The following is a 23,741-nucleotide window of genomic DNA, read 5'->3' as shown; positions in this document are numbered from 1 at the left end:
AAGGCCGGACACATGGGCGCCTCAACAAGCTAAGCTCAGTTCAAATTATCCCTTGCCAACGGAGAGCCGTCCACACAGGCGTCGTCAGCAAACAGTCCGCTACCCACATTGCCCCCGGTGCAGCAGCTTGTGATCAGCCAGCACCAGTGCCATCATCGCCTCGACTACCGGCGTGCCGCGGATGCCGACGCAGGGGTCGTGGCGGCCCTTGGTGCGGACTTCGGTCGCCTCGCCCTGCCGGTCGATACTGGCCACCGGGGTCAGGATCGAACTGGTCGGCTTGAAAGCCACGCGGCAGACCACCGGCTGGCCGGTCGAGATGCCGCCAGCGATACCTCCTGCGTGATTGGCGGCGAATTCCGGACCATTCTCACCGGGTGACATGGCATCGGCATTCTGCTCGCCGGTCAGGCGTGCGGCGTCGAAGCCATCGCCGATCTCGACGCCCTTGACCGCGTTGATGCTCATCATGCCAGCCGCCAGATCGCTATCGAGTTTCGCATAGATCGGCGCGCCCCAGCCTGCGGGAACGCCTTCCGCCACGCATTCGACCACCGCGCCGAGCGAGGATCCGGCCTTCCGCGCATCGTCGACCAGTGCTTCCCACCGTTTCGCCGCCGCTGCATCGGGACACCAGAAGGGATTGCGCGCAATTTCGTCGCGGTCGAAATTGGCTGGGTCGATCCGGTCGCCGCCAATTTCGGCGACATAGGCGAGGATGCTTACGCCAGGGATGACCTTCCGCGCCACCGCGCCCGCCGCCACCCGCATCGCCGTCTCGCGCGCGCTGCTGCGTCCGCCACCGCGATAGTCCCTAAGCCCATATTTCGCGTCATAGGCATAGTCGGCATGACCGGGGCGATAGGTATTGGCGATCTCGGAATAGTCCTTGGACCGCTGATCGGTGTTTTCGATCAGCAGGCTGATGGGAGTACCCGTGGTCTTCCCCTCGAACACGCCCGACAGGATGCGAACCTCGTCCGGCTCCTTGCGCTGGGTGGTGAACTTGTTCTGTCCCGGCTTGCGCGCATCGAGGAAGGGTTGAATGTCGGTTTCCGCCAGATCGATCCCCGGCGGGCACCCATCGACCACCGCGCCTATCGCGGCTCCGTGGCTTTCTCCCCAGGTTGTAAAGCGCAGCACGCGTCCGAATGTGTTCCAGCTCATGAACTTCTGTCTGTCGCAACTGTGGGCGCGTGTCCATTCGTGCTGGACCAAAACCTTCTTGAGGGGCAAGAACAAAGCATGCCCAAGGAAACCCCATGATAGCGAAGCTCAAGGGCCTGCTCGACGAAACCGGCGCCGACTGGGCGGTGATCGACGTCTCGGGTGTCGGCTATCTCGTCCATTGTTCGTCGAAGACGCTCGCCGCTCTGGGCGAGGGGGAAGCCTGCACCGTCTATACCGACCTGCAGGTTTCGGAAAACGACATGCGGCTGCTCGGCTTCGCCGAGGCGGCGGAGCGTGACTGGTTCCGCCTGCTCACGCAGGTGCAGGGCGTAGGCAGCAAGGTCGCGCTGGCGATCCTCTCGGCGCTTTCAACCGGCGAGCTGCAGCAGGCCTGCGCCCGGGGCGATGCCGCCACCGTGGCGCGCGCGCAGGGCGTGGGGCCGAAGCTGGCCGGGCGAATCGTCAACGAATTGAAAGACAAGGCCGGAGCACTGCCCGCATCGGGCACGGGAACGGCGGCTGCCGCGCTTCCGGTGGGCGGTGCAAGTGCCGATGCCGTGAGCGCGCTGGAGAACCTCGGCTTCAAGCCCGCCGTGGCCGCGCGCGCAGTGGCGGCGGCGCAGGGCGAGTTGGGCGAGGGCGCGAGCGAAGGCGAGCTGATCCGGGTCGCGCTGAAGAAGGCGGCGGGATGAGCCGGACCACCTATCCTTCCCGTCACCCTGAACTTGTTTCAGGATCCATTTTTCCGACCGCTCAAAACAAGCGGCCCGAAGCCAAACCCAAGCGCCAGGTCCTCCCAATGTGGATTGTCCCGCTCGACCAGATTGATCTTCCACTGGCGATGCCAGCGTTTCAACTGCTTTTCGCGCAGGATTGTCTGCTCCATGTCGCCGAACATCTCGAAGTGAACGAGCCGGTGGACGTGGTAGCGCGTGGTGAAACCACCCATGATACCGTTCCGGTGCTCGTAAAGCCGCTTCATCAGATCACTGGTAACGCCGATATAGAGCGTTCCGCGCGGCTGGCTGGCAAGGATATAGACGCAAGGGTTACGCTCGCTCCGCATGCTTCCGGGCGAGCCGAAAAATGGACCCTGAAACAAGTTCAGGGTGACGATAAAAGGCCCGTTCCGGACGCAACCGCCAATAGTCATGCTGAACTCGTTTCAGCATCCAACTCGCCGACCCATCATCCGTTTGAGGGCGTCGCAATGGACCTCTCCGAAATAACCGCCCACGCTAAGCTACAACAGCGCAGCTACACGAGTCCTTTCTGATGTCTCCGTATCGGATTGCTGTCTTCTGGATCGTGGTAGGGCTGCTAGCCTTTGTCTCGGGCATTCCCATCAAGTTCAGTGACATCGATCAGGGGTTGCTCCTCCTACCGATAGCTCTGATTTGGTTCGCTCTTTACAAGACGCTTTCGTTGGCATGCCCGTCGTGCAAAAAACCCCTCATGTTCGAAGACCGCGGCGAGAGAAAGAACAGACTTGCTAAGCGGCACTGGCCCGAGAAAACCTGTTCGCGTTGTGGAAGTGACCTGACTTCAGGGATCGTCACTTGACAGAACCCGTCCCCCTCCATTCGCCTGACCGGCAGCCGGAAGACCCGGATGCGGCGCTGCGGCCGAAGTCCCTTGCCGAATTCGTCGGGCAGAAGGCAGCGCGCGAGAACCTTCGCGTGTTTATCGAGGCGGCGCGCGGGCGCGGCGAGGCGATGGACCACGTGCTGTTCTTCGGACCTCCAGGCCTCGGCAAGACCACGCTGGCGCAGATCGTCTCCAGGGAACTGGGTGTCGGCTTCCGCGCCACTTCCGGGCCGGTGATCGCCAAGGCGGGCGACCTTGCCGCTCTGCTGACCAATCTCGAACCCAACGACGTATTATTCATCGACGAGATCCACCGGCTCAATCCGGTGGTCGAGGAGGTGCTCTATCCGGCGATGGAGGACCGCGCGCTCGACATCATCATCGGCGAGGGGCCGTCAGCGCGAAGCGTGCGGATCGACCTGCCGCCCTTCACGCTGGTCGGCGCGACCACGCGGCAGGGTCTGCTCACCACGCCCTTGCGCGACCGGTTCGGCATCCCGGTGCGCCTCAATTTCTATACCGAGGACGAATTGCTCAGGGTCGTCACCCGCGGCGCTGGCCTGCTGGGAATGGGAATCGACGAGGGCGGCGCGCGCGAAATCGCCCGCCGTTCGCGCGGAACGCCGCGTGTCGCGGGCCGCCTGATGCGGCGCGTGCGCGACTTTGCCAGCGTTCTGGGCGAACCGACCGTTACCACGCGGGTCGCCGACGAGGCGCTGACCCGGCTCGAGGTCGATCGGCTGGGCCTCGATGCGATGGACCGGCGCTATCTCACCATGATCGCCACCACCTACAAGGGCGGTCCGGTGGGCGTGGAAACGCTCGCCGCAGGCCTGTCGGAACCGCGCGATACGGTGGAAGAGGTGATTGAGCCTTACCTGATCCAGCTCGGCCTGATTGCCCGCACCGCTCGTGGCCGCATGCTCAACGATGGCGGGTGGGAGCACCTGGGGATCGCCCCACCGAGTAAGCCGCAGACGGACATGTTCGACAAGTAAGGCGCAAACGAAAAGGGCGGCCCCTCGCGGAGCCACCCTTTCTCGTTATCCTGACCCTGCCTCAGGCGGCAGCCAGCTTGCGCAGGACGTAGTGGAGGATGCCGCCATTGCGGTAATATTCCATCTCGTTCGCCGTATCGATGCGGCAGAGCGCGGTAAAGCTGGCCTTCGAGCCGTCTTCATGCGTGACTTCAACTTCCACATCTTGGCCCGGCGTCAGGTCCGCAAGGCCCTTAATCGTGAACGTGTCGTTCGCGCCGAGGCCGAGGCTCTTGCGCGTTTCGCCGTCCTTGAACTGCAGCGGCAGCACGCCCATTCCGATCAGGTTCGAGCGGTGGATACGCTCGTAGCTTTCGACGATCACGGCGCGCACGCCGAGCAGGATGGTGCCCTTCGCTGCCCAGTCGCGGCTTGAGCCGGTGCCGTATTCCTTGCCGGCGATCACGACCAGCGGCGTGCCGTCTTCCTTGTGCTTCATCGCCGCGTCGTAGATCGGCATCTGTTCGCCCTTGTAGAGCGTTTCGCCGCCTTCGACGCCGGGGACCATTTCGTTCTTGATGCGGATATTGGCGAAGGTGCCGCGCATCATCACTTCGTGGTTGCCGCGGCGCGAGCCGTAGGAGTTGAAGTCCGACTTCGAGACCTGGTGGCTCTTGAGGTATTCACCCGCCGGGCTGTCTTCCTTGATCGAACCCGCCGGGCTGATGTGATCGGTGGTCGTCGAATCGCCGAGAATGGCGAGCGGCTTTGCATCGGTGATATCGGTCACCGGTGCGGGTTCCATGTCCATGCCTTCGAAGAACGGCGGGCTGGCAACATAGGTGCTGGTCGGGTTCCAGCGATAGGTGTCGCTGGCTTCGACCTTGATCGCCTGCCAGTGCTCGTCGCCCTTGTAGACGTCGGCATAGCGGCTGGTGAACATTTCGCGGTCGATATTGGCAGCGCGGTGCTGCGCGATTTCGTCGTTCGTCGGCCAGACATCGGCCAGCATCACGTCCTTGCCGTCCTGGTCCTGCCCAAGCGGGGTCTCGGTAATGTCTTTCGTCACAGTGCCGAGGATCGAATAGGCGACCACAAGCGGCGGCGAGGCGAGGAAGTTGGCCCGCACGTCGGGCGATACGCGGCCTTCGAAATTGCGGTTGCCCGAAAGCACGCTGGCGGCGACGATATCGTTGCCGTTGATCGCCTTGCTGATGGGCGGGGCAAGCGGGCCCGAATTGCCGATGCAGGTGGTGCAGCCATAGCCGACGAGGTCAAAGCCCATGGCATCGAGATCGTCCTGCAGGCCCGATTTCACGAGATAGTCGGTGACGACCTGCGATCCGGGCGCAAGGCTGGTCTTCACCCAAGGCTTGGGCTTGAGGCCTTTCTCGTGCGCCTTCTTGGCGACGAGGCCCGCTGCGATCAGCACGTCCGGGTTGGAGGTGTTGGTGCAGCTCGTGATTGCGGCAATCACCACGTCGCCGTCACCGACGTCATGGTCCTTGCCTTCGACGGCGACGCGAACCGGCGCGTCCTTCTTGTAGACCGATTTGAGATCGGTGTTGAACAGCTCGTCCACCTGCGGCAGCGCGACGCGGTCCTGAGGGCGCTTGGGTCCGGCGAGGCTAGGGACGACCTTCGACAGGTCGAGTTCGAGCGTCTTGGTGAATACCGGTTCGTTCTCCGGCGTGAACCACATGCCCTGCTCTTTCGAATAGGCTTCGACCAGCGCGATGGTTTCCTCGTCGCGGCCCGTCAGGCGCATGTAATCCAGCGTCTTGTCGTCGATGCCGAAAAAGCCGCAGGTCGCGCCGTATTCGGGGGCCATGTTGGCGATCGTCGCACGGTCGGCAAGCGTGAGATTGGCAACGCCTTCGCCGTAGAATTCGACGAAACGGCCAACCACGCCCACTTCGCGCAGCATCTGCACGCAGGTCAGCACGAGGTCGGTCGCGGTCACGCCTTCGGCCATCGCGCCGGTCAGCTTGAAGCCGACCACTTCGGGGATCAGCATCGAGATCGGCTGGCCGAGCATGGCGGCTTCGGCTTCGATCCCGCCGACGCCCCAGCCCAGCACGCCGAGGCCGTTGATCATGGTGGTGTGGCTGTCGGTGCCGACGCAGGTGTCGGGATAGGCGATCAGCTGGCCTTTATCGTCTTCGCTGCTCCACACACCCTTGCCGATGTATTCGAGGTTCACCTGGTGGCAGATGCCGGTGCCCGGAGGCACGGCGGAGAAGTTGCGGAAACTCTTCGAACCCCATTTGAGGAAGTCGTAGCGCTCGGCATTGCGGGCATATTCAAGCTCGACGTTCTTTTCGAAGGCCTTGGGGTGGCCGAATTCGTCGACCATGACCGAGTGGTCGATCACCAGGTTCACCGGAACCTGCGGGTTGATCTTGGCGGTATCCCCGCCAAGCTTGCTGATCGCATCGCGCATGGCGGCAAGGTCGACCACGCAGGGCACGCCGGTGAAATCCTGCAGCAGTACGCGCGCGGGGCGGTACTGGATTTCCTTGCCGGTCTTGGGGTCTTTCTGCCAGTCGGCGATCGCTTGCGCATCGTCGGTGGAAACGGTGAACCCGCCATCCTCGAAACGCAGCATGTTTTCCAGCAGGACCTTCAGGCTGAAGGGAAGTCTCGAAACGTCGCCGATTTTCTCGGCCGCCTTGTCGAAGGAATAATAGGCATATTCCTTGCCGTTGACTGTGAGGGTGGAGCGTGTTCCGAGCGTGTCCTGGCCGACCTGGGTCATGCGGGAGAAATCCTTTCTTTCTGGAGCCGTCACACCACCAATGGGCAGGGCGGCCAAATGTGCCGCGCCTGTGCGCTGTGGCGGGCAAAAAATCAAGGGTCGCCGCCTTCCGGAAACGCTTCGGCGGGAACCCGGACGGCTCTTCAGCGCTTATTAAGGCAAAATTGGGGCAAATGGCGCGCACGGTCGATAATGGCGATAGCGCGCGGCCCGATGAGGAGAGGAACCATGAGTGGCCCGCTGGACGCGACGGACAAGTCGCACCGACCCCTTCGTCTCGCTGTTGTCGCTGCTGCCCTCGGTGTGGCCGGTATGTTTACCGCAGCCTTCACCTTTGCGGGCTGAGAAGCTCCAGCCGGCGAAGCCGCACCTGCACCCGCGGTAGCCAGCGCCCAGCGCTAGAGCGCGGTCTGCTCGGGTCGCCGCCTGCGGGTCGCAATCCAGCACCCTGCGACAATCAACAGCGCGCCGATGATGGTCGTGCCGCTGACGCCCTCCCCGAAATAGAGCCAGCCGAAGAGCGATGCCCAGAGGAAGCCGGTATATTCTATCGGAACGAGTTGCTGCGCCTGCGCGCGGGCATAGGCCCAGGCGAAGAACAGTGCGGCTCCTACCGCCAGCAGCGCGCCGGCGCCGATTTCCAGCCATGCGCGGGTTTCGGGCCATTCGAGGAGGAAGGGCGCACCGGCAAGCAGGACCAAGGTGACGATGCCGTTCTGGAACGTGCTGACCTCTGCCGGTCCGGCGACCAGCGCCTGCTGCCGCTGGAGAACGAGGTTCCAGGCGTAGAGAATCGCCGAAATGCCGATCAATGCCAGTCCTTTGGCCGCGTCGTCGGTCATCGTCTGGCGTCCAAGGCGGTCGCCGACGATCACGATAACGCCTGCAAGGCCCAGCAGGGCGGCCACCACTGCGCGCCGTTCGATCTGTTCGCCGAGCAGGATGGCGGAAAGATAGAGTGCGATCAGCGGCGCGACGAAGCTGATTGCGATCGCTTCTGCCAGAGGCAGATGGACGAGCGAGGCGAAGAAGGTCCAGCCCATGAAGGCGACCACCACTCCGCGGACAAGATGAACCCGCCAGACGGCCCGAACCGGCAGCTTGCCTCCCCGCCACCACCAGATGGGGGCGATGATGGCAAACCCGATCGCGCAGCGCAGGAGATAGGCGCTATAGGCTCCGATCGCGATGCTGGCGCTCTTCATCACCGCGTCCATGGCGGAATAGAGCGCGATGCCTGCCAGGGCAGCCAGGATCGGCTTGATCGAAGGGTCGCTGGCGCTCATTCTTCCTGCCATAGGGCGCTCCGGCGCATGCGTCACCCGGTTCAGCAGTGGGTAAGCCGGGATCGCCGATTGTGTTGGAAAGTTTATAGTGGATAGCGCCGATTAAGCGGGACCTTTTCCCGTTCCCGGCATTTCTGGTGGGCCAATATGAAAAGTTTGAAGATTATCACAGGCACCGCGATCACCGCGGCCATCCTTGCCACTTCGGCAGGCGCGCAGGACGCCGCACCCGAAAGCATCCTGCCGCAGCCCGAGGCGCAAGAGACGGCACCTTCCGCCCAACCGAGAACGGGCCGGACGGTTGATGAAGCGTTCGGCGATATCCGCATGCAGAGCGGCGAGGTGGTGCAGGAAATCCCCTCGCTCGAGGGCGTATGGACGATTGCCCAGGCGGAAGATCTATTGGCCTTCATTCCCGGCATGAAGGCGGAAGGACTCAACCCGTCGGACTATCGCGCGTCCGAGTTGAAGGCAGCCATTGCCGCAGGCGAGGGCGAGGAACTCAACCGGCTGGCCAGCGAGATTTTCGTCTGGATGGTCGAAGACCTGCGCGACGGGCGCACGCCAATGGATTCACGCCGCCAGTGGTTCGTCGTCGATCCGGATGCCGACCGCATGCCGACCTGGAAGCTGCTCGAAGATGCGCTGGCCAGCGGCGACATCACCGGGACGCTTGCTTCGCTTAATCCTGTCCATCCCGATTATGCGGCGCTGCGCGAAGAACTCGCCACCACGACCGATCCTGCGCGCATCAAGCTGATCCGCGCGAACATGGACCGCTGGCGCTGGCTGCCGCAGGATCTGGGCAAGCAGTATCTCGTCACCAACGTGCCGGAATACATGCTGCGCCTGACGGTCAACGGCAAGATCATCAAGAGCTACCGCACCGTCGTCGGCAAGCCGGGACGCACCGCGACTCCGCAGCTGGCCGAAATGGTCGAGGCTGTGATCTACAATCCGACATGGACCGTCCCGCAGTCGATCGTGAAGGGCGAAGGTCTGGGGGCAAAGGTCCTCAACAACCCGGCTTGGGCCCGCAGTGCCGGGTACAAGGCGACCAAGGGCGCCAATGGCTGGATCACCGTGGTCCAGCAGCCCGGCCCGCAGAACTCGCTCGGCCTGATGAAGCTCGACATGCCGAACGAGCACGCGATCTTCCTGCACGACACGCCCAGCCGCCATCTGTTCAACCAGGACAATCGCGCGCTGAGCCACGGCTGCATCCGTGTGCAGGGCGCACGCGAACTGGCGATGACCATGTCGATGCTGGGCAATGCCACCAGCCGCGAGGATATTCCGGCGATCCAGCAGGAAGTGTCGGAAATTACCACGAGCGGCAAATACACTCGCTATCCGATGAAGAAGCAGTGGCCGGTCTATATCACCTATTTTACCATGGCGACCGATGTGAACGGCGAGATGAAGACCTTCAAGGACATCTACGACCGCGACGCGCCGGTGCTGAAGGCGCTCGACGCGCCGCGCGTGTCCGACCGGGCCCGCGAAACCAGCGAGGAAGCCGTCGAGATAATCGACGACATGCAGATCAGTTAAACCGAACCGCGCCAATCCGGGTGATCAGAAAACGCCCGGATTGGTCCGTTCGAAGGTCCCGCCATACTCGTTGCGCAGAAGTTCGGTTTGCGTGATCGGCGGCGTCAGACGGCTGCCGTCTGCGGCCAGGCCGATGCTGTCGGCAAACAACAGGCGGCCGCCGCTCAGATTCAACAGGACATTGTCGAACTGCTCCGGGCCTAGGGCAAAACAGCCGTTGGACCGGCCAAGCCGGCCCCATTGCTGGACATGCTCCGGCCGTGCGTATTCCGCTTCATGCATCACGATGGCACGCGGCAGGGCATTGGAATTCGTCGGATCGAGACCATCGAGGCGGATCGACGTGCCGTAGCGGCCCGTATACCAGCTGCGCGTCATATAGGCGCCCCGGCTGGTCGCCTCGCTACCTTCGATATTGGAATAGCGCTTGAGCCAGCCGTCATGCTCGCTGTCGGAGCCCGTTCCGTGGCTGACGTGGTAGCTTTCGACCCGTTCGTTCACCAAATCGACGAAATGGAAGCGCTGCTGCGAAGAATGCAGCGCGAAATCGGCGATGCCGACGATATCTTTCTTCCAGATCCAGTCGCCCACACGTGCAAGTTGCTCGCGGGCGAGGGCGAAAAGCTGGCTGTCACGGCTGGCGGTGGGGTTGGGCTGGGCAAAAGCGCGGCCCGCCATGCTGGCGGCGGCTCCCGCGGCAAGCGTGCCCTTGAGAAGATCGCGGCGGTTCATGCTGCCACTATATAGCAAGGTGAATACTATCGGAAGCTGAACGAGCGAATTCCGTATTGGTTCGCGCACAGGTAAGCATGGAAAGCGCGTGCCGGTCCGCTACTTCGCGCGGATCTTCGCCATACCCGCCGCCCAGGGCGCTGGCCACGGGCAGCCCCCGCTGCCGGATTGCGCCGATGACGTAGGCATCCCGCCGCGCGATTCCCACATCGGTCAGGGCCAATCGGCCGAGCCTGTCTTTTCCATGCACGTCCACTCCGGCCTGGAAGAGCACGAGATCGGGACAAAACTCCTCGAGGACGCCGGGAAGGTGCCGGTCCAGCGTTTCGAGATAGCCATCGTCATCCACGCCGTCGGGCAGCGGCACGTCGAGGCTGGAACGGGCCTTGCGCACGGGAAAGTTCTTTTCGGCGTGGAGCGAGAGGGTGAAGATGTCGTCACGCCCCGCAGTCAGGCTCGCCGTGCCGTCGCCCTGATGCACGTCGCAGTCGACGATCAGCACGCGCTGCGCGTCGCCTTCCGCGATCAGGCGATTGGCGCAGACGGCAAGGTCGTTGAACACGCAGTATCCGGCCCCGGTGTCATAGAGCGCGTGGTGGCTCCCGGCGGCGGAATTGGCCGCATAGCCATGTTCTTTGGCTAGCTGGGCGGCGAGCCAGGTCCCGCCATTCGTGTGCGCCACGCGCTGCGCGATATGCTGCGTTACCGGAAATCCGATCCGCCGTTCCTTCTCGCGCGGGACGCTGGCGGTGAAGACCGCCTCGACATAGTCAGGACAATGCACTGCCTCCAGCCAGCGGCGCGGCATGGGCGGCGGGGCGTGCTCGGTGATCGGATAGCCGCTTTCGCGAAGGGCCACCATCACCGCCATGTACTTGTCGAACCGGAAGGTCCCGCGCGTCGGGGCGGGGGCCATGTAATCGGCGTGGTGGACGACGTGGAGCAGGGCTTATTCCGCGGCTTCCCGCGCATGCGGATCGAATGCGATTGCCTCTCCCGCCTCGATGGCGGCAGCCTTTTCCTCGACCAGCTTCACGATATGGTCGAGCATGTCCTCACTCTCGATATGGTGGTTCTTCACGCCGGAGAGATAGACCATGTGCTTGCCCGAACCGCCACCAGTCAGCCCGATATCGGTCTCGCGCGCTTCGCCGGGGCCGTTGACCACGCAGCCGAGGACCGAAAGGCTCATCGGTGTCTTGATGTGTTCGAGCCGTTTTTCGAGCGCTTCGACCGTTCGGATCACGTCGAAGCCCTGACGCGAGCAGCTGGGACAGGACACCACGCGGACCCCGCGCGTGCGCAGGCCCAGCGCCTTCAGCATTTCGAAGCCGACCTTCACTTCCTGTTCGGGCTCCGCCGAAAGGCTGACGCGGATCGTGTCGCCGATGCCGGCCCACAGCAGGCTGCCGATGCCGATCGAACTCTTGACCGTGCCGCCGATCAGTCCGCCTGCCTCGGTAATGCCGAGATGCAGCGGGCAATCCACTGCGTCCGCGAGTCCGTGATAGGCGGCGACGGCCAGAAACACGTCGCTGGCCTTCACCGCCACCTTGTATTCGTGGAAGTCGTGATCCTGCAGCAGCTTGATATGATCGAGCGCGCTTTCGATCAGCGCCTCGGGGCAAGGCTCGCCGTATTTTTCCAGCAGGTCCTTTTCGAGGCTGCCTGCGTTCACCCCGATACGGATCGCGCAGCCATTGGCTTTCGCCGCACGCACGACTTCGGCGACCCGCTCGGACGAGCCGATATTGCCCGGGTTGATCCGCAGGCAGGCCGCGCCCTTGTCCGCCGCTTCTAGAGCGCGCTTGTAGTGAAAATGGATGTCCGCAACGATCGGGACGTTGGCGGCGCGCGTAATCTCGTCGAAGCGCGCCGTCGATTCCTCGGTCGGGCAGGATACGCGAATGATGTCCGCACCCACATCCTCGCACCGTCGGATCTGGTCGATCGTCGCGCCCACGTCCTCGGTCGGGGTGTTGGTCATGGTCTGCACGCTGATCGGCGCATCGCCCCCCACAGGGACGCTGCCGACCATGATCTGGCGGGACTGACGGCGCTCTATGGTGCGCCAGGGACGTATCGAGGACATGTCCCGCGATATAGAGGCCCAATGATGAAGGGGCAATGACAGCAAAGTCCTAACGAAAAGCCATAGGCAGCCGCCATCACCTGCGGCATAGTCGGGTGATGACAGCCACACTCGTGACCGAGCCATCCGAGGAAGATGATTGCCCCCTGCTGATAGGCCGGGTGCTCGACGGAAAAGGAGGCGCGCGGCGGATTGAATGGAAGGAAGCGCAGCAATGGTCCCCCCAGCACCCCGACGAGGTGCTGTGGCTTCACTTGCTCCGCAGCTGTCCCGGCGTGGATGTTTGGCTCAAGGATTCCTACCACGTACCGGACCCGACCTGCGAACTATTGGTTTCCGACCAGACACGCCCACGTGCCTTTCGCGAAAGCGATGCATTGGTCGCCACTTTGCGAGATCTCAATTTTAATGCCGGTGCCGAACCGGAAGATATGATCTCGATGCAGTTGTGGAGCGACGGCACACGCATTCTCACTTTTCGGAGAGCACCGCAGCAGAGTCCGAACGAAGTGCGTGATATGCTCGACCGCGGAGCGGGACCGCGCGATGCGGGGGCCATGATCACCCAGATTGTGGAACTAATGATGGATCACCTGAGCCTGACCATCATGGACATCAACGATGCGATCGATCAGCTGGAAAAAGAAGACCTCGCTGGAAGCGGTCTACATGAACACTCTCGAATGATCGCCGAAATCCGTCGCGACTGTCTCGCGCTTCAGCGCCATCTTTCCCCCCAACACGAAGCGCTGGAGCAGATCAGTCGCGAAGCACCCGGCTGGTTCGCCAAGCACGATCGCCGCGAAATCGTCGAGTCGATAGCACGACTGCGTCGCCACCTCGACGATATAAATATCAGCAAGGAAAGCGCGGTTGTACTGCAGGACGAACTACGCGCACGCGCCCAGGCGATCAGTCAGCAGGCGACCTACAAGCTGGGCGTCATGGCAGGCGTCTTCTTACCGTTGACGTTTTTCACCGGCCTTCTTGGAAGCAATGTGGCCGGGATACCATGGGCAGATCAGTCTTGGGCTTTTTGGGGAGTGTTCGCTGCCTGCGGAGCGATTACGCTTGGTATCTTGGCGATCTTCTGGCGACTCCGCTGGCTCTAGCCGTCAGCCGCCGCTGCGCTGCGAAGGAATGAATTCCTCGCGCACGGCCTTGGCGATCAGTTCGAGCGGGATGATCCCCTGGCTGAGCAGGAAGTCGTTGAAGGCCTTCTCGTTGAAGTCCTCACCCAGCGCCAGTTCGGTTTCCACGCGCAGGTCGATCAGCTTGCGATAGCCATAATAATACGATCCCGCCTGTCCGGGCATGCGGAACTGGTAACGGTCCAGCTCCTGCTTGGTCATGCCGGGTGAGAACAGGGCGTCCTCGCGCAGCACGCGCTCGGCCTCTTCACGGGTCATCAGGCCGAGGTTGAGCGCCGGGTCGAGGAAGGCGCGCGCGGCACGCAGCAGGCGGAACTGCTGGGCGATGAACTGCCCTTCGATCGGTTCGTGCGGGAGCATTTCCGCCTCGGCGTACAGCGCCCAGCCTTCGACGTTCACGCTGTTGAAGGCGTAGAGCATCCGCGCGAGCGACACGCCCTGTTCGACCAGCGCTGCGAATTGCATTTCATGGCCCGGGCGCGCTTCATGCGCGCTCAGCGTCCAGCTGGCTGCGGGGTGGTTGAAATCGTCGTAGACGTCGTCCGCGCTGGCGGTGGGATTGCCCACGGTCAGGACGAAGGTGCCCTGTTCGCCCGTGTTCCCGATCAGGCGCGGCGGGCGCATGTGCGGGGCGGGCTGGGCGGCGCTTTCGGCCTGCGAGGCGACACGCATCTGCAGCTCGGTATCGGGAAGTGAGACGATGTCGTTTGCGCGGATCTTCGCTTCCAGTTCGCGGTTCACGCCCTGGTAGAATTCCTCGATCTCGTCGTTCGGGATGGTCTGCTGCTTGAGGCGCGCCATGACCGAAGCCATGTCGGTTTCCTCCCAGCCGTTCTTTTCAGCGATCTGCGGGGCGAGCGCTTCCATCTGCGCGCGGATTTCATAGAAGCCGCGGCGGGCCCGGCTCATGGCCTCGCGCGGGTCCATGTCGATGCCGACATTGCGCAGATTGAGTGCATAGAGTTCTTCGGGCAGCCGTGCCTCGCCGCGCGCGGCGGGCAGAACGACTTCCTGCGTCCATTCGCCATAATCGGCGAACTGCGCGTCCATCGCATCCAGCGCTTCGTCCGCGCCGTCGATGTCGTATTTCTCGAACAGTTCGCGGATACCGGCGGCAAAGGTCGGGATCTTGCCGATCGATTCCTGCACTTCGACGCGGTAGGGGCCGATCTTGCCGTCGCCCCGGCTTTCCTCGAACCGCGCCTTGGCCAGCTCGGTATAGGGTTCGAACCCGTCGGCAACCCCGGTGTAGCGGCGCAGCAGCTGGACGGCAGATGCGCGGCGGTGCTCCGCCGTCTGGTCCGACAGCATCGCACCGATCGAATAGAAGATGCTCTGCGGCAGTTCCGCCCATTCGAGCATCATGCGCTCGTTCAGCTCGGAGGAGAGGATCGACCGGTCGAGGCTGTCGATGAGGATCGCAAGGTCCTGCTTCACAAAGGGGTTCGTCTCGCTCGCCATCGCCGCGGCGAATTCGGCGCGCAGCTCGCGCGCGCCGGCGACATATCGTTCGGTGCTGTCGGCGGAGAGGTCGAAGGTCAGGCCGTCATATTGTTCGTATCCCGCCTGGCTCGCGCCTTCGGGATAGAAGCCCGCTTCGAAGTCGATCAGCTTCTGGGTGTAGACGTTGCTCGTTTCGGTCCAGTCCGGCGTGGCCGGAGCTTCGGCCTCCTGCGCGAACAAGGGGGCCGCGGGCCATGTGGCGGCAGTGGCGAGCGCGATGGCGGCTGCGAAAGTCTTCATGGGTATTCTCCCCTCCGTTCGAATATGAGATCGGGCCTGCGACAGGCCGCACAGGATATCAATACGCGAACCGACGAAGCGCCGTGGCAACTGGACGAGCGCTGCGCTCAATAGGCGAATTCCTGCCCCACCATTTCCTCGCTCAGTGCCCACAGACGTTCGGCGTTTGCGCGGTCCACAGCATAGCTTCGCACGCCGCCCGATGTATCCTCGTTATCCTCGCTCGCGACATGGCAATCCTCGCAATAGAGGCCGCCGGTGCCTTCCAGCTCGTCGGCAGTGGCGACCCAGCAGGTCGTGGCCGCGCCTTGCGGAATGGTCTTGAACGGCTGCGGCTTTTCGCCGCGTTCCTCCGCCGCCTTGCGGATACGCTCGATCAGGCTTTGCATGTCCTCTTCGCTCATATGCCGACCGAGATTGGTATGGATGCCGCCCGGATGCAGCGCATAGGCGTGAATGCCCCTGTCGGCGAGCCGCTGTTCAAGCCCCACGGCAAACAGCACATTGGCCGTCTTCGACTGCCCGTAGCTGATCCATTTGTCATAGGAGCGGTTTTCGAAGTTCGGATCGCCGAAATCTACCGGGGCGATATGGTGGCCGCGGCTCGAGAGGTTGACGATGCGCGGCCGGTCCCCCTTCGCGATCAATGGCATCAGCAGGTTCGTCAGCAGGAAATGGCCCAGATGGTTGGTGCCGAACTGCATTTCGAACCCGTCGGCGGTCTTCGCCTCGTCGCAGGCCATGACCCCGGCATTGTTGATCAGGAGGTCGATCTTTTCGAAGCGCGTCAATGCGCGCTCGGCCGCTTCGCGGATGCTTTTCAGCGAAGCGAGGTCGCATACCAGAGTATCGACCGATGCCCCGGTTTCCTCGGCAATGGAATCGGCGGCAGCGCCAAGCTTGGTCGTATCGCGGCCCGACAGGATAATGTGCACGCCCTTCGCAGCCATCGCGCGCGCGGTTTCACGCCCAAGGCCGGAATAGCCGCCGGTTACAAGAGCGGTGCGCCCGCCCAGATGCCTGTCCGCCAGAACTTCGTCCGCGGTGCTCGAAAAGCCGAACTCACTCATAAGTCAGATTCTCCCGGATACCGTCGGGGACGTAGCACAAACAAAATGGGGCGCGAGAACTTAATCCCGCGCCCCAGTCAACCCCTCTCTCCCTGCGGTTACGTCACCTTGCGATCACGCGCCGGGGGGCAGCGGATCGTCGCTTTTCGGAGCGGATGCCTTGCTCCGCTTGGGCTTCGATGCCGAAGAAGCAGAACCTCCCCCAAGGTCGCTGTCCATCTCCTCGAGCTTGCGCGCCGCCCAGTCGCGACCGCCGAGACCGAAGGCCAGAGCACCCGCCACGGCCACGCCAGCAATCAGGATCGTCAGTGCATTGGCCGGGATCATTCCACCGATGCCGGTGAACTGCAGGCCCATGAAGACGAACAGGATGATCGTTGCCCAGCGCACGATCGTCGCTGCGGTCGTGTTCTGTCCATCATCGTCGATCAGGCGGGCGAGCAGGTTGGCGATGAAGAAGCCGAAAGCGATCACCACCGCACCGAAGATGACCCTGCCGCCAAGCTCGAGCACCTGGTCCAGAATGCGGGTCAGTTCCGGAAAGCCCAGCAGGCGGGTGGCCGCAATGGCGAAGAACAGGATGATTGCCACCTGTACCACGCGTGCGATGATGCTGGAGGCGCGGGCGCCTTCGGCCATCATTCCGCTTTCCGCCAGTGCCCGGTCGACGCCGAGGCCCGGCAGCACTTCCTTGAGTATCTGAACCACAAAGCGGCTGATCAGATAGCCGATGCCGAGCAGGATTGCCGCCCCGATTATGTTCGGGATCGCAGCAAAGATCATCCGCAGCATATCCGATGCAGGGCCCGAGATGCTTTCGATATCCAGAACATCGAGCGCCATGATCGCGACGAAGATGACGATGATCGCATAGACGATGGTGGCGATGGTCCGGCTGATTGCCGTGTTGCCCGTCACGCTGTCGACACCGCCGCGATTCGCCCATTTGTCGAAATCGACGGTTTGCAGAACGGTCTGCACGATGTCGCGGACGATCCGCGCCACCATCATGCCGATGAAGAATATCAGCCCGGCAGCCACGATGCGCGGAATATATTCGACGACATTCTCCAGCAGGCTGTCCACCGGACCCGCGACAGAGCCGAGACCGAGTACGGTCAGGATCACCAGCAGGCCGAAAAGCCAGATCAGCAGGCTCACGATCTTGCCCAGCGATTCGCCCAGCGACGTGCCGGTACCGGTTCCGCGCTGGAAGAAGGAAATATTGTCGACGAGCTTGGCGAAGGCCCATTTCGCGGCTTTTGCCGCAGCCCATGTGATGAGTAGGACGATGAGTGCGAGACCGATTTTCTCGATCACCTGCATCGCAACGTGTTCGTCGAAGCGATAATTGCCGATACGCATGAAACCTCTCTCCCCTTTGGGTTTCCGTGGCGGCGAGAGCTATCACCAATAGCGCAAAATTCAAACCGGTCTCGCCTATTGAGTGGATAAGTAGGCGTGCTATCCCGGCGGAATGAGAGGATTTTTGACCCAGATCGCCGCCGGTTTCGCCCTTGCGCTTACCGGCATCGCCCCCACCGTTTCGGCGCAGGAAGCTGCAGGGGGATGGTCGCTCGCCATTCATGGCGGGGCCGGAACCATCGCGCGTGAGAACATGAGCGCAGAAGAAGACGCCGCCTATCGCGCCTCCTTGCAGGCGGCGCTCGATGCCGGGGCGAAAGTGCTGGCGGAGGGCGGCGAGGCTCTGGATGCAGTCGAGGCGGTGATCCTGCTGCTGGAGGACGATCCCCGGTTCAATGCCGGGCGCGGCGCGGTGTTCACCTGGGAAGGAGGACACGAACTCGACGCTTCGATCATGGACGGGCGCGATCGCGATGCAGGCGCGGTCGCCGGCGTGACCACGGTTCGCCATCCCATTTCGCTCGCCCGCAAGGTGATGACCGACAGCCCGCATGTGATGCTGGCGGGCAAGGGGGCGGAGACTTTTGCCGCCGAACACGATCTCGAACTGGTCCCGGCCGATTGGTTCGGCACCGATTTCCGCCGCGAAGCGCTCGAACGGATGAAGGCACGCGAGCTTTCTGCGCTCGATGTCGATGCCAAGTTCGGTACGGTTGGCGCTGTGGCGCTGGACCGGAACGGCAACCTCGCTGCGGGCACCTCGACCGGCGGGATGACCGGCAAGCGCTGGAACCGCATCGGGGATGCGCCGGTGATCGGCGCAGGCACCTATGCCGACAATCGTAGCTGCGCAGTCTCGGCAACCGGCTGGGGCGAATATTTCATTCGCGTGGGTGTGGCGCATGAGATTTGCACGCGATTGAGGATTGAAGGCGAGCTATTGAAAGACGCCGAAGCTCAAAGCGCTGCGGCGAGCGGGGCCACGCATTTTATTTCAAACACATTTCGTCTGCGCCAAGCCATCGTTGACGAAGTGCTGGCTGAAGTTGCCGAATTGGGTGGTGATGGAGGGGTGATCGTCGCGACACCCGACGGTGCGACCATCTTCAGTTTCAATACGCCAGGCATGTATCGCGCCAGGGCAAATAGCCTAGGATTGCAAGAAGTCGCCATTTACGGCGACGAGTAGCTCGGCGGTTCACCCACGAAAAAGGGGACCGGATCGCTCCGGCCCCCTCTCGGTGTTCCAGCCCGCAGGCTGAACCTTTTTACATGCCCGAACCCGGACCGTAGGTGACTTCCACCCGGCGGTTCTGGAGTTCGCGGACGCCGTCGGCGGTCGGAACGCGGAGCTGCGTTTCACCGAAGGCTTCGCTCGAGATACGACCACCGGGGACACCGCGTGAGGTGAGGTAGTCGCGGACCGACGAGTTACGACGTTCGGCGAGGCCCATGTTGTACTGCGCCGAACCCGAGGTGTCGGTGTGACCGGCGAGCATGACCGAAGCCGTGCCGCAGTTGGCGTAAGCCGAGACTGCGTTGTCGAGGATGGTCGCTGCTTCCGGCGTGATGTCCGATTCGTCCCAGTTGAAGAAGACGATGTACGGGCCCTGCTCGCAAACCGGAGCCGGCGGCGGCGGGGTCTTCGGGGGCGGAGGTGGAGGCGGCGGAGGGGGTGGCGGAGGCGGAGGTGGCGGCAGGACCTCTTCCTGTTCGCCGAAGTTCAGCGTCAGGGTCCCCAGGATGGAATGCGAAGCCCAGTCGCTTTCGATATAAGGCGTGCCGAAGGATCCACCGATCCGGTAACCGGGAACGTTGAAGAAGCGATAACGCAGGCCAACGTCGAGATTGTCGGTCAGCGGGGCGCGAACGCCCGCCAGTGCCTGCCACGCGAATTCCCATTCGTCGCCGTTGAAGAGGTTCTGCTCCAGGCCGCCTGGTGTCACCGCGACTGCCTGGTCGACGTAAACAGACCCCGCACCCGCGCCGACGAAGAATTGCAGGCCGTCGTCATTGCCAAGGTCGAGCAGGGCGTTGCCCATGACGCTGGCAGTCGTGGATTTTCCCAGCGGAGCTTCGAAGACGGGGCCGGATGCAAAGGAGAACCGGTCGTGATCGAATTCGCGATAGCTGCCTTCGATCTCGATGCGGAAGCTGCCATAATCGTATCCGATGGCCACGCCGCCATCGAAACCGTGATCCGCTTCGAGTTCGGCATCGGCGAGACTGGCAGAATCGACAGGCTCGATCTCGAAATCCTGGGTGAGCGAGGGGCCGAAACCCGCTTCAACGTAAACTGCGTTATCGCGCGCAAGTGCGGGCGATGCGAGCGCGGTCGAGCAGAGCGCCAGACCAATCGCTATCTTCCTCATGGTGATCCCCTATCTTGAAGCTCGGGAAAACCATTGATTGCAGAGACATATGACAATTATCCGCTGTTTCGGAGCCGATTGACACAAGACTGCAAGGAAGCGGTCGATTATTCCTTCATCCCCGCTTCCTCGCCTGCGCGTAGCTGCCCAATAGCCGCACGCCGTTCGTCTGGAACTCCAGCTCATCAAGCGCGGCATCGACCCGCGGATCGCCCGGGGCGCCTTCGATATCGGCATAGAAGCGCGTGGCGGCAAAGCTCGCACCCTTCTGGTAGCTTTCCAGCTTGGTCATGTTGACGCCATTGGTCGCGAAACAGCCGAGCGCCTTGTAGAGGGCGGCGGGGATATTCTTCACTTCGAAAATGAGAGTGGTCATCGCCTGAACACCGTCGAAAGCGGCGTGATCAAGCGCTTGATTGGCAAGCACGACGAAACGCGTCGTGTTGTCATGCGCGTCCTCTACCGCCTCCTCGATGATGTCGAGCCCGTAGAGCTGCGCGGCCATCGGGGGGGCAAGGGCGCAGAATTTCGGGTCCTGCATCTCCGCCACATAAGCCGCTGCACCTGCCGTATCGGCATGCGCCAGAGCCACGATTCCGTGCTTCTGCAGATATTCCCGCGACTGGCCGAGCGCCTGCGGATGGCTGTACGCCGCCTCGAAAGGACCCGGCCCGGTCGCCATCAGCGCATGGGTGATACGCATGAAATGCTCGGCCACGATGGACAGCCCGCTGTCGGGCAAAAGGAAGTGGATGTCCGAAACGCGCCCGTGCTGGCTGTTCTCGATCGGGATCATCGCGCAGCCGGCGCGGCCCTGCTTCACCGCATCGAGCGCATCCTCGAAACCGAGATAGGGCAGCGGCAGGCAGTCCGGATCGAACTGCATCGCTGCCTGGTGCGAGTTCGAACCGGGGGCGCCACCGAAGGCGATGGCGCGCTCGGGATCGCTTGCGGCGATCTGCCGCATGGTGTCGACCATCTCGATGGCGGGTCTGGCAAAGGTACGCATACAAACCGCTGCTATCGGCGCAAATCCCCAGCCGCAAGCGCTATTGCCGGTAGCTGGCCTGCCGAGGCACTTGCGCGATAGCGCACTCGGCACTAGAGCGGCGCGCAATCACCAGATCACCACGGATTCTCGCAGGCTTTCACGCAATGGACGATCGTTTCAACACCGCTTCCGGCTGGGTTCTCTTTTCCGGCATCGTCGCGCTCGGCGCGTCGATCGCTTCGGGCATGTATTTCCATGCCGACAGCCAGGAAGAATTCGAAGACGGCGAATGGGGCTATTTCGTCGAAGGTGCGGAAGAAGAGGGCGGCGAAGATGCAGGTCCCGATCTCGGCACGCTTCTCGCCTCGGCCGATGCGACTGCTGGTGAGCAGGTCTTCGCCAAGTGCACCGCCTGCCACACGATCGAACAGGGCGGTGCGAACGGTATCGGTCCGAATCTCTACGGCACGATGGGCAAGGCCATCGCAGGCCATGCAGGATTTGCCTATTCCTCTGCGCTGGCCGACAAGGGCGGCCAGTGGACCTGGGAAAACATGGACGCATGGCTCGAAAGCCCGCGCGGTTTCGCCAACGGCACCAAGATGAGCTTTGCCGGCCTGTCCAAGCCGGAAGATCGCGCCAACGTCATGGAATATCTCGCAACCTTCGGTGGCGCTCCGGCCAAGCCCGCTCCTGCCGCTCCCGAAGCCGAAGAAGGGGCAGAGGGTGATGCTCCCGGCGCGGGTCCGGGCCCTGTCGAAGGTGCCGAAGCCGGTGCAGCTGAATCTGCCGCGGGCATGGGCGCCGACCAGCCCGTTCCGACCGACAATGCCGCCACCGACAACGAAGGTGCGACCAAGGTCGACTGATCGCGAGTTCAAAAATTCAGCGAAGAACCCCGCCCCGTGCGGGGTTTTTTGTGTGCGTAGTCAGCCGCCCTTGAAGCCTTGCGCGATGACATACCATTCGCTCGAGCCTTTACGGCTTGCAGGCGGCTTGGCGTGCTTTACCGTCTTGAAGTGCCTCTTCAGCAGGTCGAGCAGGTCCTTGTCGGTCCCGCCTGCCAATACCTTGGCGAGGAAGGTTCCGCCCTTGTCCAGGTTCTCGATCGCGAACCATGCGGCTGCTTCGACCAGCCCCATCGTCCGCAGGTGGTCCGTCTGCTTGTGGCCGACTGTGTTTGCCGCCATGTCGCTCATCACCAGATCGGACTTCCCGCCCAGCGCATTTTCCAGGACCTGCGGCGCCTCGTCGTCCATGAAATCCATCTGGAAGATGGTGACGCCCTCGATCGGTTCGGTTTCGAGCAGGTCTATGCCAACCACATTCGCCTTGGGGCGCACCTTGCGCGCAACCTGGCTCCAGCCGCCCGGTGCGATGCCGAGGTCGACGATACGGTCGGCCCCCTTGAGCAGGCCGAATTTCTCGTCCAGTTCGATCAGCTTGTAGGCCGCGCGGCTGCGATAGCCTTCGGCCTTGGCTTGCTTGACGTAGGGATCGTTGAGCTGGCGCTGCAGCCAGCGGGTCGAAGATGCGGTGCGCTTCCTCGCGGTGCGCACGCGGGTGTCCTTGTCCTTGCCAGATCTAGACATCCTGTTCCCTCATGCGTTGCAATGCGGCGCGGCTGCGCTCGCCATCGGCATCGGCGGCCATCAGGCTGCGCAGTATGCCCTCCCGAATGCCGCGGTCGGCCACGCCCAGCGTCACCGATGGCCAGATGTCGAGAATGCTTTCGAGGATTGCGCAGCCGGCCACCACGAGGTTTGCCCGGTCGTCGCCGATGCAGGGCAGTTGTCGCCGGTCATCCCCGCTCATGTGCGAAAGCTTGAGCGAGATGTCGCGCATGGCCTGCGAAGGCAGGATCAACCCGTCGACCGCCTGCCGGTCGTATTGCGGTAGTTCGAGATGCAGGCTGGCGAGCGTTGTGACCGTGCCGCTGGTGCCGAGCAGGCGGATAGGGTGCGGGCCCCTCGTGAAATCGCGGATGCGTTCGGCGAAGGGCTTGAAGCTGTCGTACACGGTTTTGCGCATCCGCCGGTAGCGATCCAAGCGTAGGTCTTCACTCTCGTCCGATCCGGTCACCGTGTCGGTCAGCGAAACGACTCCCCAGGGCACGCTCATCCAGTCGATGATGCGCGGCACTGCGCCGCTCGGTTCGACCAGAACCAGTTCGGTCGAGCCGCCACCGATATCGAAGATGACGGCCGGGCCTTCGCCATCCTCCAGCAGGATATGACAGCCGAGCACCGCCAGCCGCGCCTCTTCCTGTGCGGAAATGATATCGAGCGCGATGCCGGTTTCCTCGCGCACGCGCTCGATGAATTCCGCACCATTGGATGCGCGGCGGCAGGCTTCGGTGGCGACCGAGCGGGCCAGATGGACATGGCGGCGGCGCAGCTTTTCGGCGCACACGTGAAGCGCGGCGAGCGTCCGCTCCATCGCATCTTCGGACAGGCGCCCACTCGCCGCCAGCCCTTCGCCCAATCGCACCACGCGGCTGAAGGCGTCTATCACAGTGAAGTTTTCGCCCGAAGGCCGTGCAATCAGGAGCCGGCAATTGTTCGTGCCCAGATCGAGCGCGGCATAGGCCTGCCGGCGACCACGGTGGAATTGCGCGGCGGTATCTGCCGGGCCTTGGGAGCCGATTGCATTGCGCGGCTTCGCATCGCGAGCCTTCGCTCCATTGTTCTTGGAGCGTTTTTCGGGCCGGGAGGGGCGCTTGTAGCGGAAATCGGCTACCTTGCCGGACGTGCCGCCCCTTTTCTTACCGTGCCCCCTATTCATGTCCGGCGGAGAGTGTTCCGCCATGGGGATATCTTTCATTATTCCTCCCGCGCGAAACTACCTCGCGCGGGGACCTGGCATTGATGCTAGCGGGAGGAACCCTCGGGGG

20 protein-coding genes are annotated in these 23,741 nt (G+C 62.9%); 6 read left to right on the top strand and 14 right to left on the bottom strand.

The window, feature by feature from the left end; genetic code table 11:
• Positions 1-99: 99 nt before the first annotated feature.
• Complete coding sequence (gene aroC / locus K3180_RS02390) at positions 100-1,167, bottom strand: chorismate synthase (protein WP_221538041.1); 1,068 nt, start codon at positions 1,165-1,167, stop codon at positions 100-102.
• Positions 1,168-1,262: 95 nt separating this feature from the next.
• Between aroC and ruvA the strand changes: the two genes are divergently transcribed.
• Entirely contained in the window at positions 1,263-1,862 is a 600-nt protein-coding gene (ruvA, locus tag K3180_RS02385; RefSeq protein ID WP_221538040.1) for a Holliday junction branch migration protein RuvA, read from the top strand.
• Between the two features lie 38 nt (positions 1,863-1,900).
• Here the strand turns inward: ruvA and K3180_RS02380 are convergent, their stop codons facing one another.
• Positions 1,901-2,236 carry a GIY-YIG nuclease family protein gene (locus tag K3180_RS02380; RefSeq protein ID WP_221538039.1) on the bottom strand — a complete coding sequence of 112 codons (336 nt, stop codon included), beginning with the start codon at positions 2,234-2,236 and terminating at the stop codon, positions 1,901-1,903.
• A 493-nt stretch (positions 2,237-2,729) separates the two neighbouring features.
• On the opposite strand from K3180_RS02380, the gene ruvB reads away from it, so the two are divergent.
• Complete coding sequence (ruvB, locus tag K3180_RS02375; protein ID WP_221538038.1) at positions 2,730-3,755, top strand: Holliday junction branch migration DNA helicase RuvB; 1,026 nt, start codon at positions 2,730-2,732, stop codon at positions 3,753-3,755.
• Positions 3,756-3,816: 61 nt separating this feature from the next.
• On the opposite strand, the gene acnA is transcribed toward ruvB, so the two are convergent.
• Entirely contained in the window at positions 3,817-6,492 is a 2,676-nt protein-coding gene (acnA, locus tag K3180_RS02370; protein WP_221538037.1) for an aconitate hydratase AcnA, read from the bottom strand.
• Between the two features lie 398 nt (positions 6,493-6,890).
• Positions 6,891-7,778, bottom strand: a complete 888-nt coding sequence (locus K3180_RS02365; RefSeq protein WP_221538036.1) for a DMT family transporter — start codon at positions 7,776-7,778, stop codon at positions 6,891-6,893.
• A gap of 147 nt (positions 7,779-7,925) precedes the next feature.
• On the opposite strand from K3180_RS02365, the gene K3180_RS02360 reads away from it, so the two are divergent.
• Positions 7,926-9,332, top strand: a complete 1,407-nt coding sequence (locus K3180_RS02360) for a L,D-transpeptidase family protein (protein ID WP_221538035.1) — start codon at positions 7,926-7,928, stop codon at positions 9,330-9,332.
• Positions 9,333-9,356: 24 nt separating this feature from the next.
• On the opposite strand, the gene K3180_RS02355 is transcribed toward K3180_RS02360, so the two are convergent.
• The 3 genes from K3180_RS02355 to ispG are packed head-to-tail and all read right to left on the bottom strand — an operon-like array spanning position 9,357 to position 12,156.
• Entirely contained in the window at positions 9,357-10,064 is a 708-nt protein-coding gene (locus K3180_RS02355) for a murein L,D-transpeptidase catalytic domain-containing protein (protein WP_221538034.1), read from the bottom strand.
• Positions 10,065-10,071: 7 nt separating this feature from the next.
• Positions 10,072-10,980: a histone deacetylase family protein gene (locus K3180_RS02350; RefSeq protein WP_221538033.1), complete on the bottom strand. Its 909-nt coding sequence runs from the start codon at positions 10,978-10,980 to the stop codon at positions 10,072-10,074.
• A 33-nt stretch (positions 10,981-11,013) separates the two neighbouring features.
• A complete protein-coding gene (ispG, locus tag K3180_RS02345) occupies positions 11,014-12,156 on the bottom strand; it encodes a flavodoxin-dependent (E)-4-hydroxy-3-methylbut-2-enyl-diphosphate synthase (protein WP_221538032.1) in 1,143 nt (380 codons plus the stop codon).
• 98 nt (positions 12,157-12,254) lie between these two features.
• Between ispG and K3180_RS02340 the strand changes: the two genes are divergently transcribed.
• Positions 12,255-13,268: a CorA family divalent cation transporter gene (locus tag K3180_RS02340; RefSeq protein WP_221538031.1), complete on the top strand. Its 1,014-nt coding sequence runs from the start codon at positions 12,255-12,257 to the stop codon at positions 13,266-13,268.
• A gap of 3 nt (positions 13,269-13,271) precedes the next feature.
• Here the strand turns inward: K3180_RS02340 and K3180_RS02335 are convergent, their stop codons facing one another.
• The 3 genes from K3180_RS02335 to K3180_RS02325 all read right to left on the bottom strand — a co-directional run bounded on the left by K3180_RS02335 (position 13,272) and on the right by K3180_RS02325 (position 17,485).
• Positions 13,272-15,050, bottom strand: a complete 1,779-nt coding sequence (locus K3180_RS02335) for a DUF885 domain-containing protein (RefSeq protein WP_221538030.1) — start codon at positions 15,048-15,050, stop codon at positions 13,272-13,274.
• A 107-nt stretch (positions 15,051-15,157) separates the two neighbouring features.
• Positions 15,158-16,120, bottom strand: a complete 963-nt coding sequence (locus K3180_RS02330; protein WP_221538029.1) for an SDR family NAD(P)-dependent oxidoreductase — start codon at positions 16,118-16,120, stop codon at positions 15,158-15,160.
• A gap of 114 nt (positions 16,121-16,234) precedes the next feature.
• The gene (locus tag K3180_RS02325; protein ID WP_221538028.1) at positions 16,235-17,485 is read right to left on the bottom strand and encodes a mechanosensitive ion channel; all 1,251 of its coding nucleotides are present in this window, start codon (positions 17,483-17,485) and stop codon (positions 16,235-16,237) included.
• Positions 17,486-17,597: 112 nt separating this feature from the next.
• Between K3180_RS02325 and K3180_RS02320 the strand changes: the two genes are divergently transcribed.
• Positions 17,598-18,674: an isoaspartyl peptidase/L-asparaginase family protein gene (locus K3180_RS02320; RefSeq protein ID WP_221538027.1), complete on the top strand. Its 1,077-nt coding sequence runs from the start codon at positions 17,598-17,600 to the stop codon at positions 18,672-18,674.
• A 79-nt stretch (positions 18,675-18,753) separates the two neighbouring features.
• Here K3180_RS02320 and K3180_RS02315 read toward each other — a convergent pair whose 3' ends face one another.
• Together K3180_RS02315 and K3180_RS02310 are read right to left on the bottom strand one after the other, a co-directional pair.
• The gene (locus K3180_RS02315) at positions 18,754-19,857 is read right to left on the bottom strand and encodes an OmpA family protein (RefSeq protein WP_221538026.1); all 1,104 of its coding nucleotides are present in this window, start codon (positions 19,855-19,857) and stop codon (positions 18,754-18,756) included.
• A gap of 115 nt (positions 19,858-19,972) precedes the next feature.
• Positions 19,973-20,866, bottom strand: coding sequence for a prephenate dehydratase (locus K3180_RS02310; protein WP_221538025.1), 894 nt, complete (start codon positions 20,864-20,866; stop codon positions 19,973-19,975).
• Positions 20,867-21,012: 146 nt separating this feature from the next.
• Between K3180_RS02310 and K3180_RS02305 the strand changes: the two genes are divergently transcribed.
• Positions 21,013-21,717, top strand: a complete 705-nt coding sequence (locus tag K3180_RS02305) for a c-type cytochrome (RefSeq protein ID WP_221538024.1) — start codon at positions 21,013-21,015, stop codon at positions 21,715-21,717.
• A gap of 60 nt (positions 21,718-21,777) precedes the next feature.
• Here the strand turns inward: K3180_RS02305 and K3180_RS02300 are convergent, their stop codons facing one another.
• Positions 21,778-22,440, bottom strand: a complete 663-nt coding sequence (locus K3180_RS02300; RefSeq protein WP_221538023.1) for an RlmE family RNA methyltransferase — start codon at positions 22,438-22,440, stop codon at positions 21,778-21,780.
• Positions 22,433-23,656, bottom strand: a complete 1,224-nt coding sequence (locus K3180_RS02295) for a Ppx/GppA phosphatase family protein (RefSeq protein ID WP_221538074.1) — start codon at positions 23,654-23,656, stop codon at positions 22,433-22,435. The genes K3180_RS02300 and K3180_RS02295 overlap by 8 nt, the downstream gene beginning before the upstream one ends.
• Between the last annotated feature and the right edge of the window lie 85 nt (positions 23,657-23,741).

The sequence above is a fragment of the Qipengyuania huizhouensis genome (assembly GCF_019711635.1).
GTDB classification, from domain to species: domain Bacteria; phylum Pseudomonadota; class Alphaproteobacteria; order Sphingomonadales; family Sphingomonadaceae; genus Qipengyuania; species Qipengyuania huizhouensis.
The sequence above is the reverse complement of the archived record's forward strand: the minus strand, read 5'-3'. Positions and strand labels throughout refer to the sequence as shown.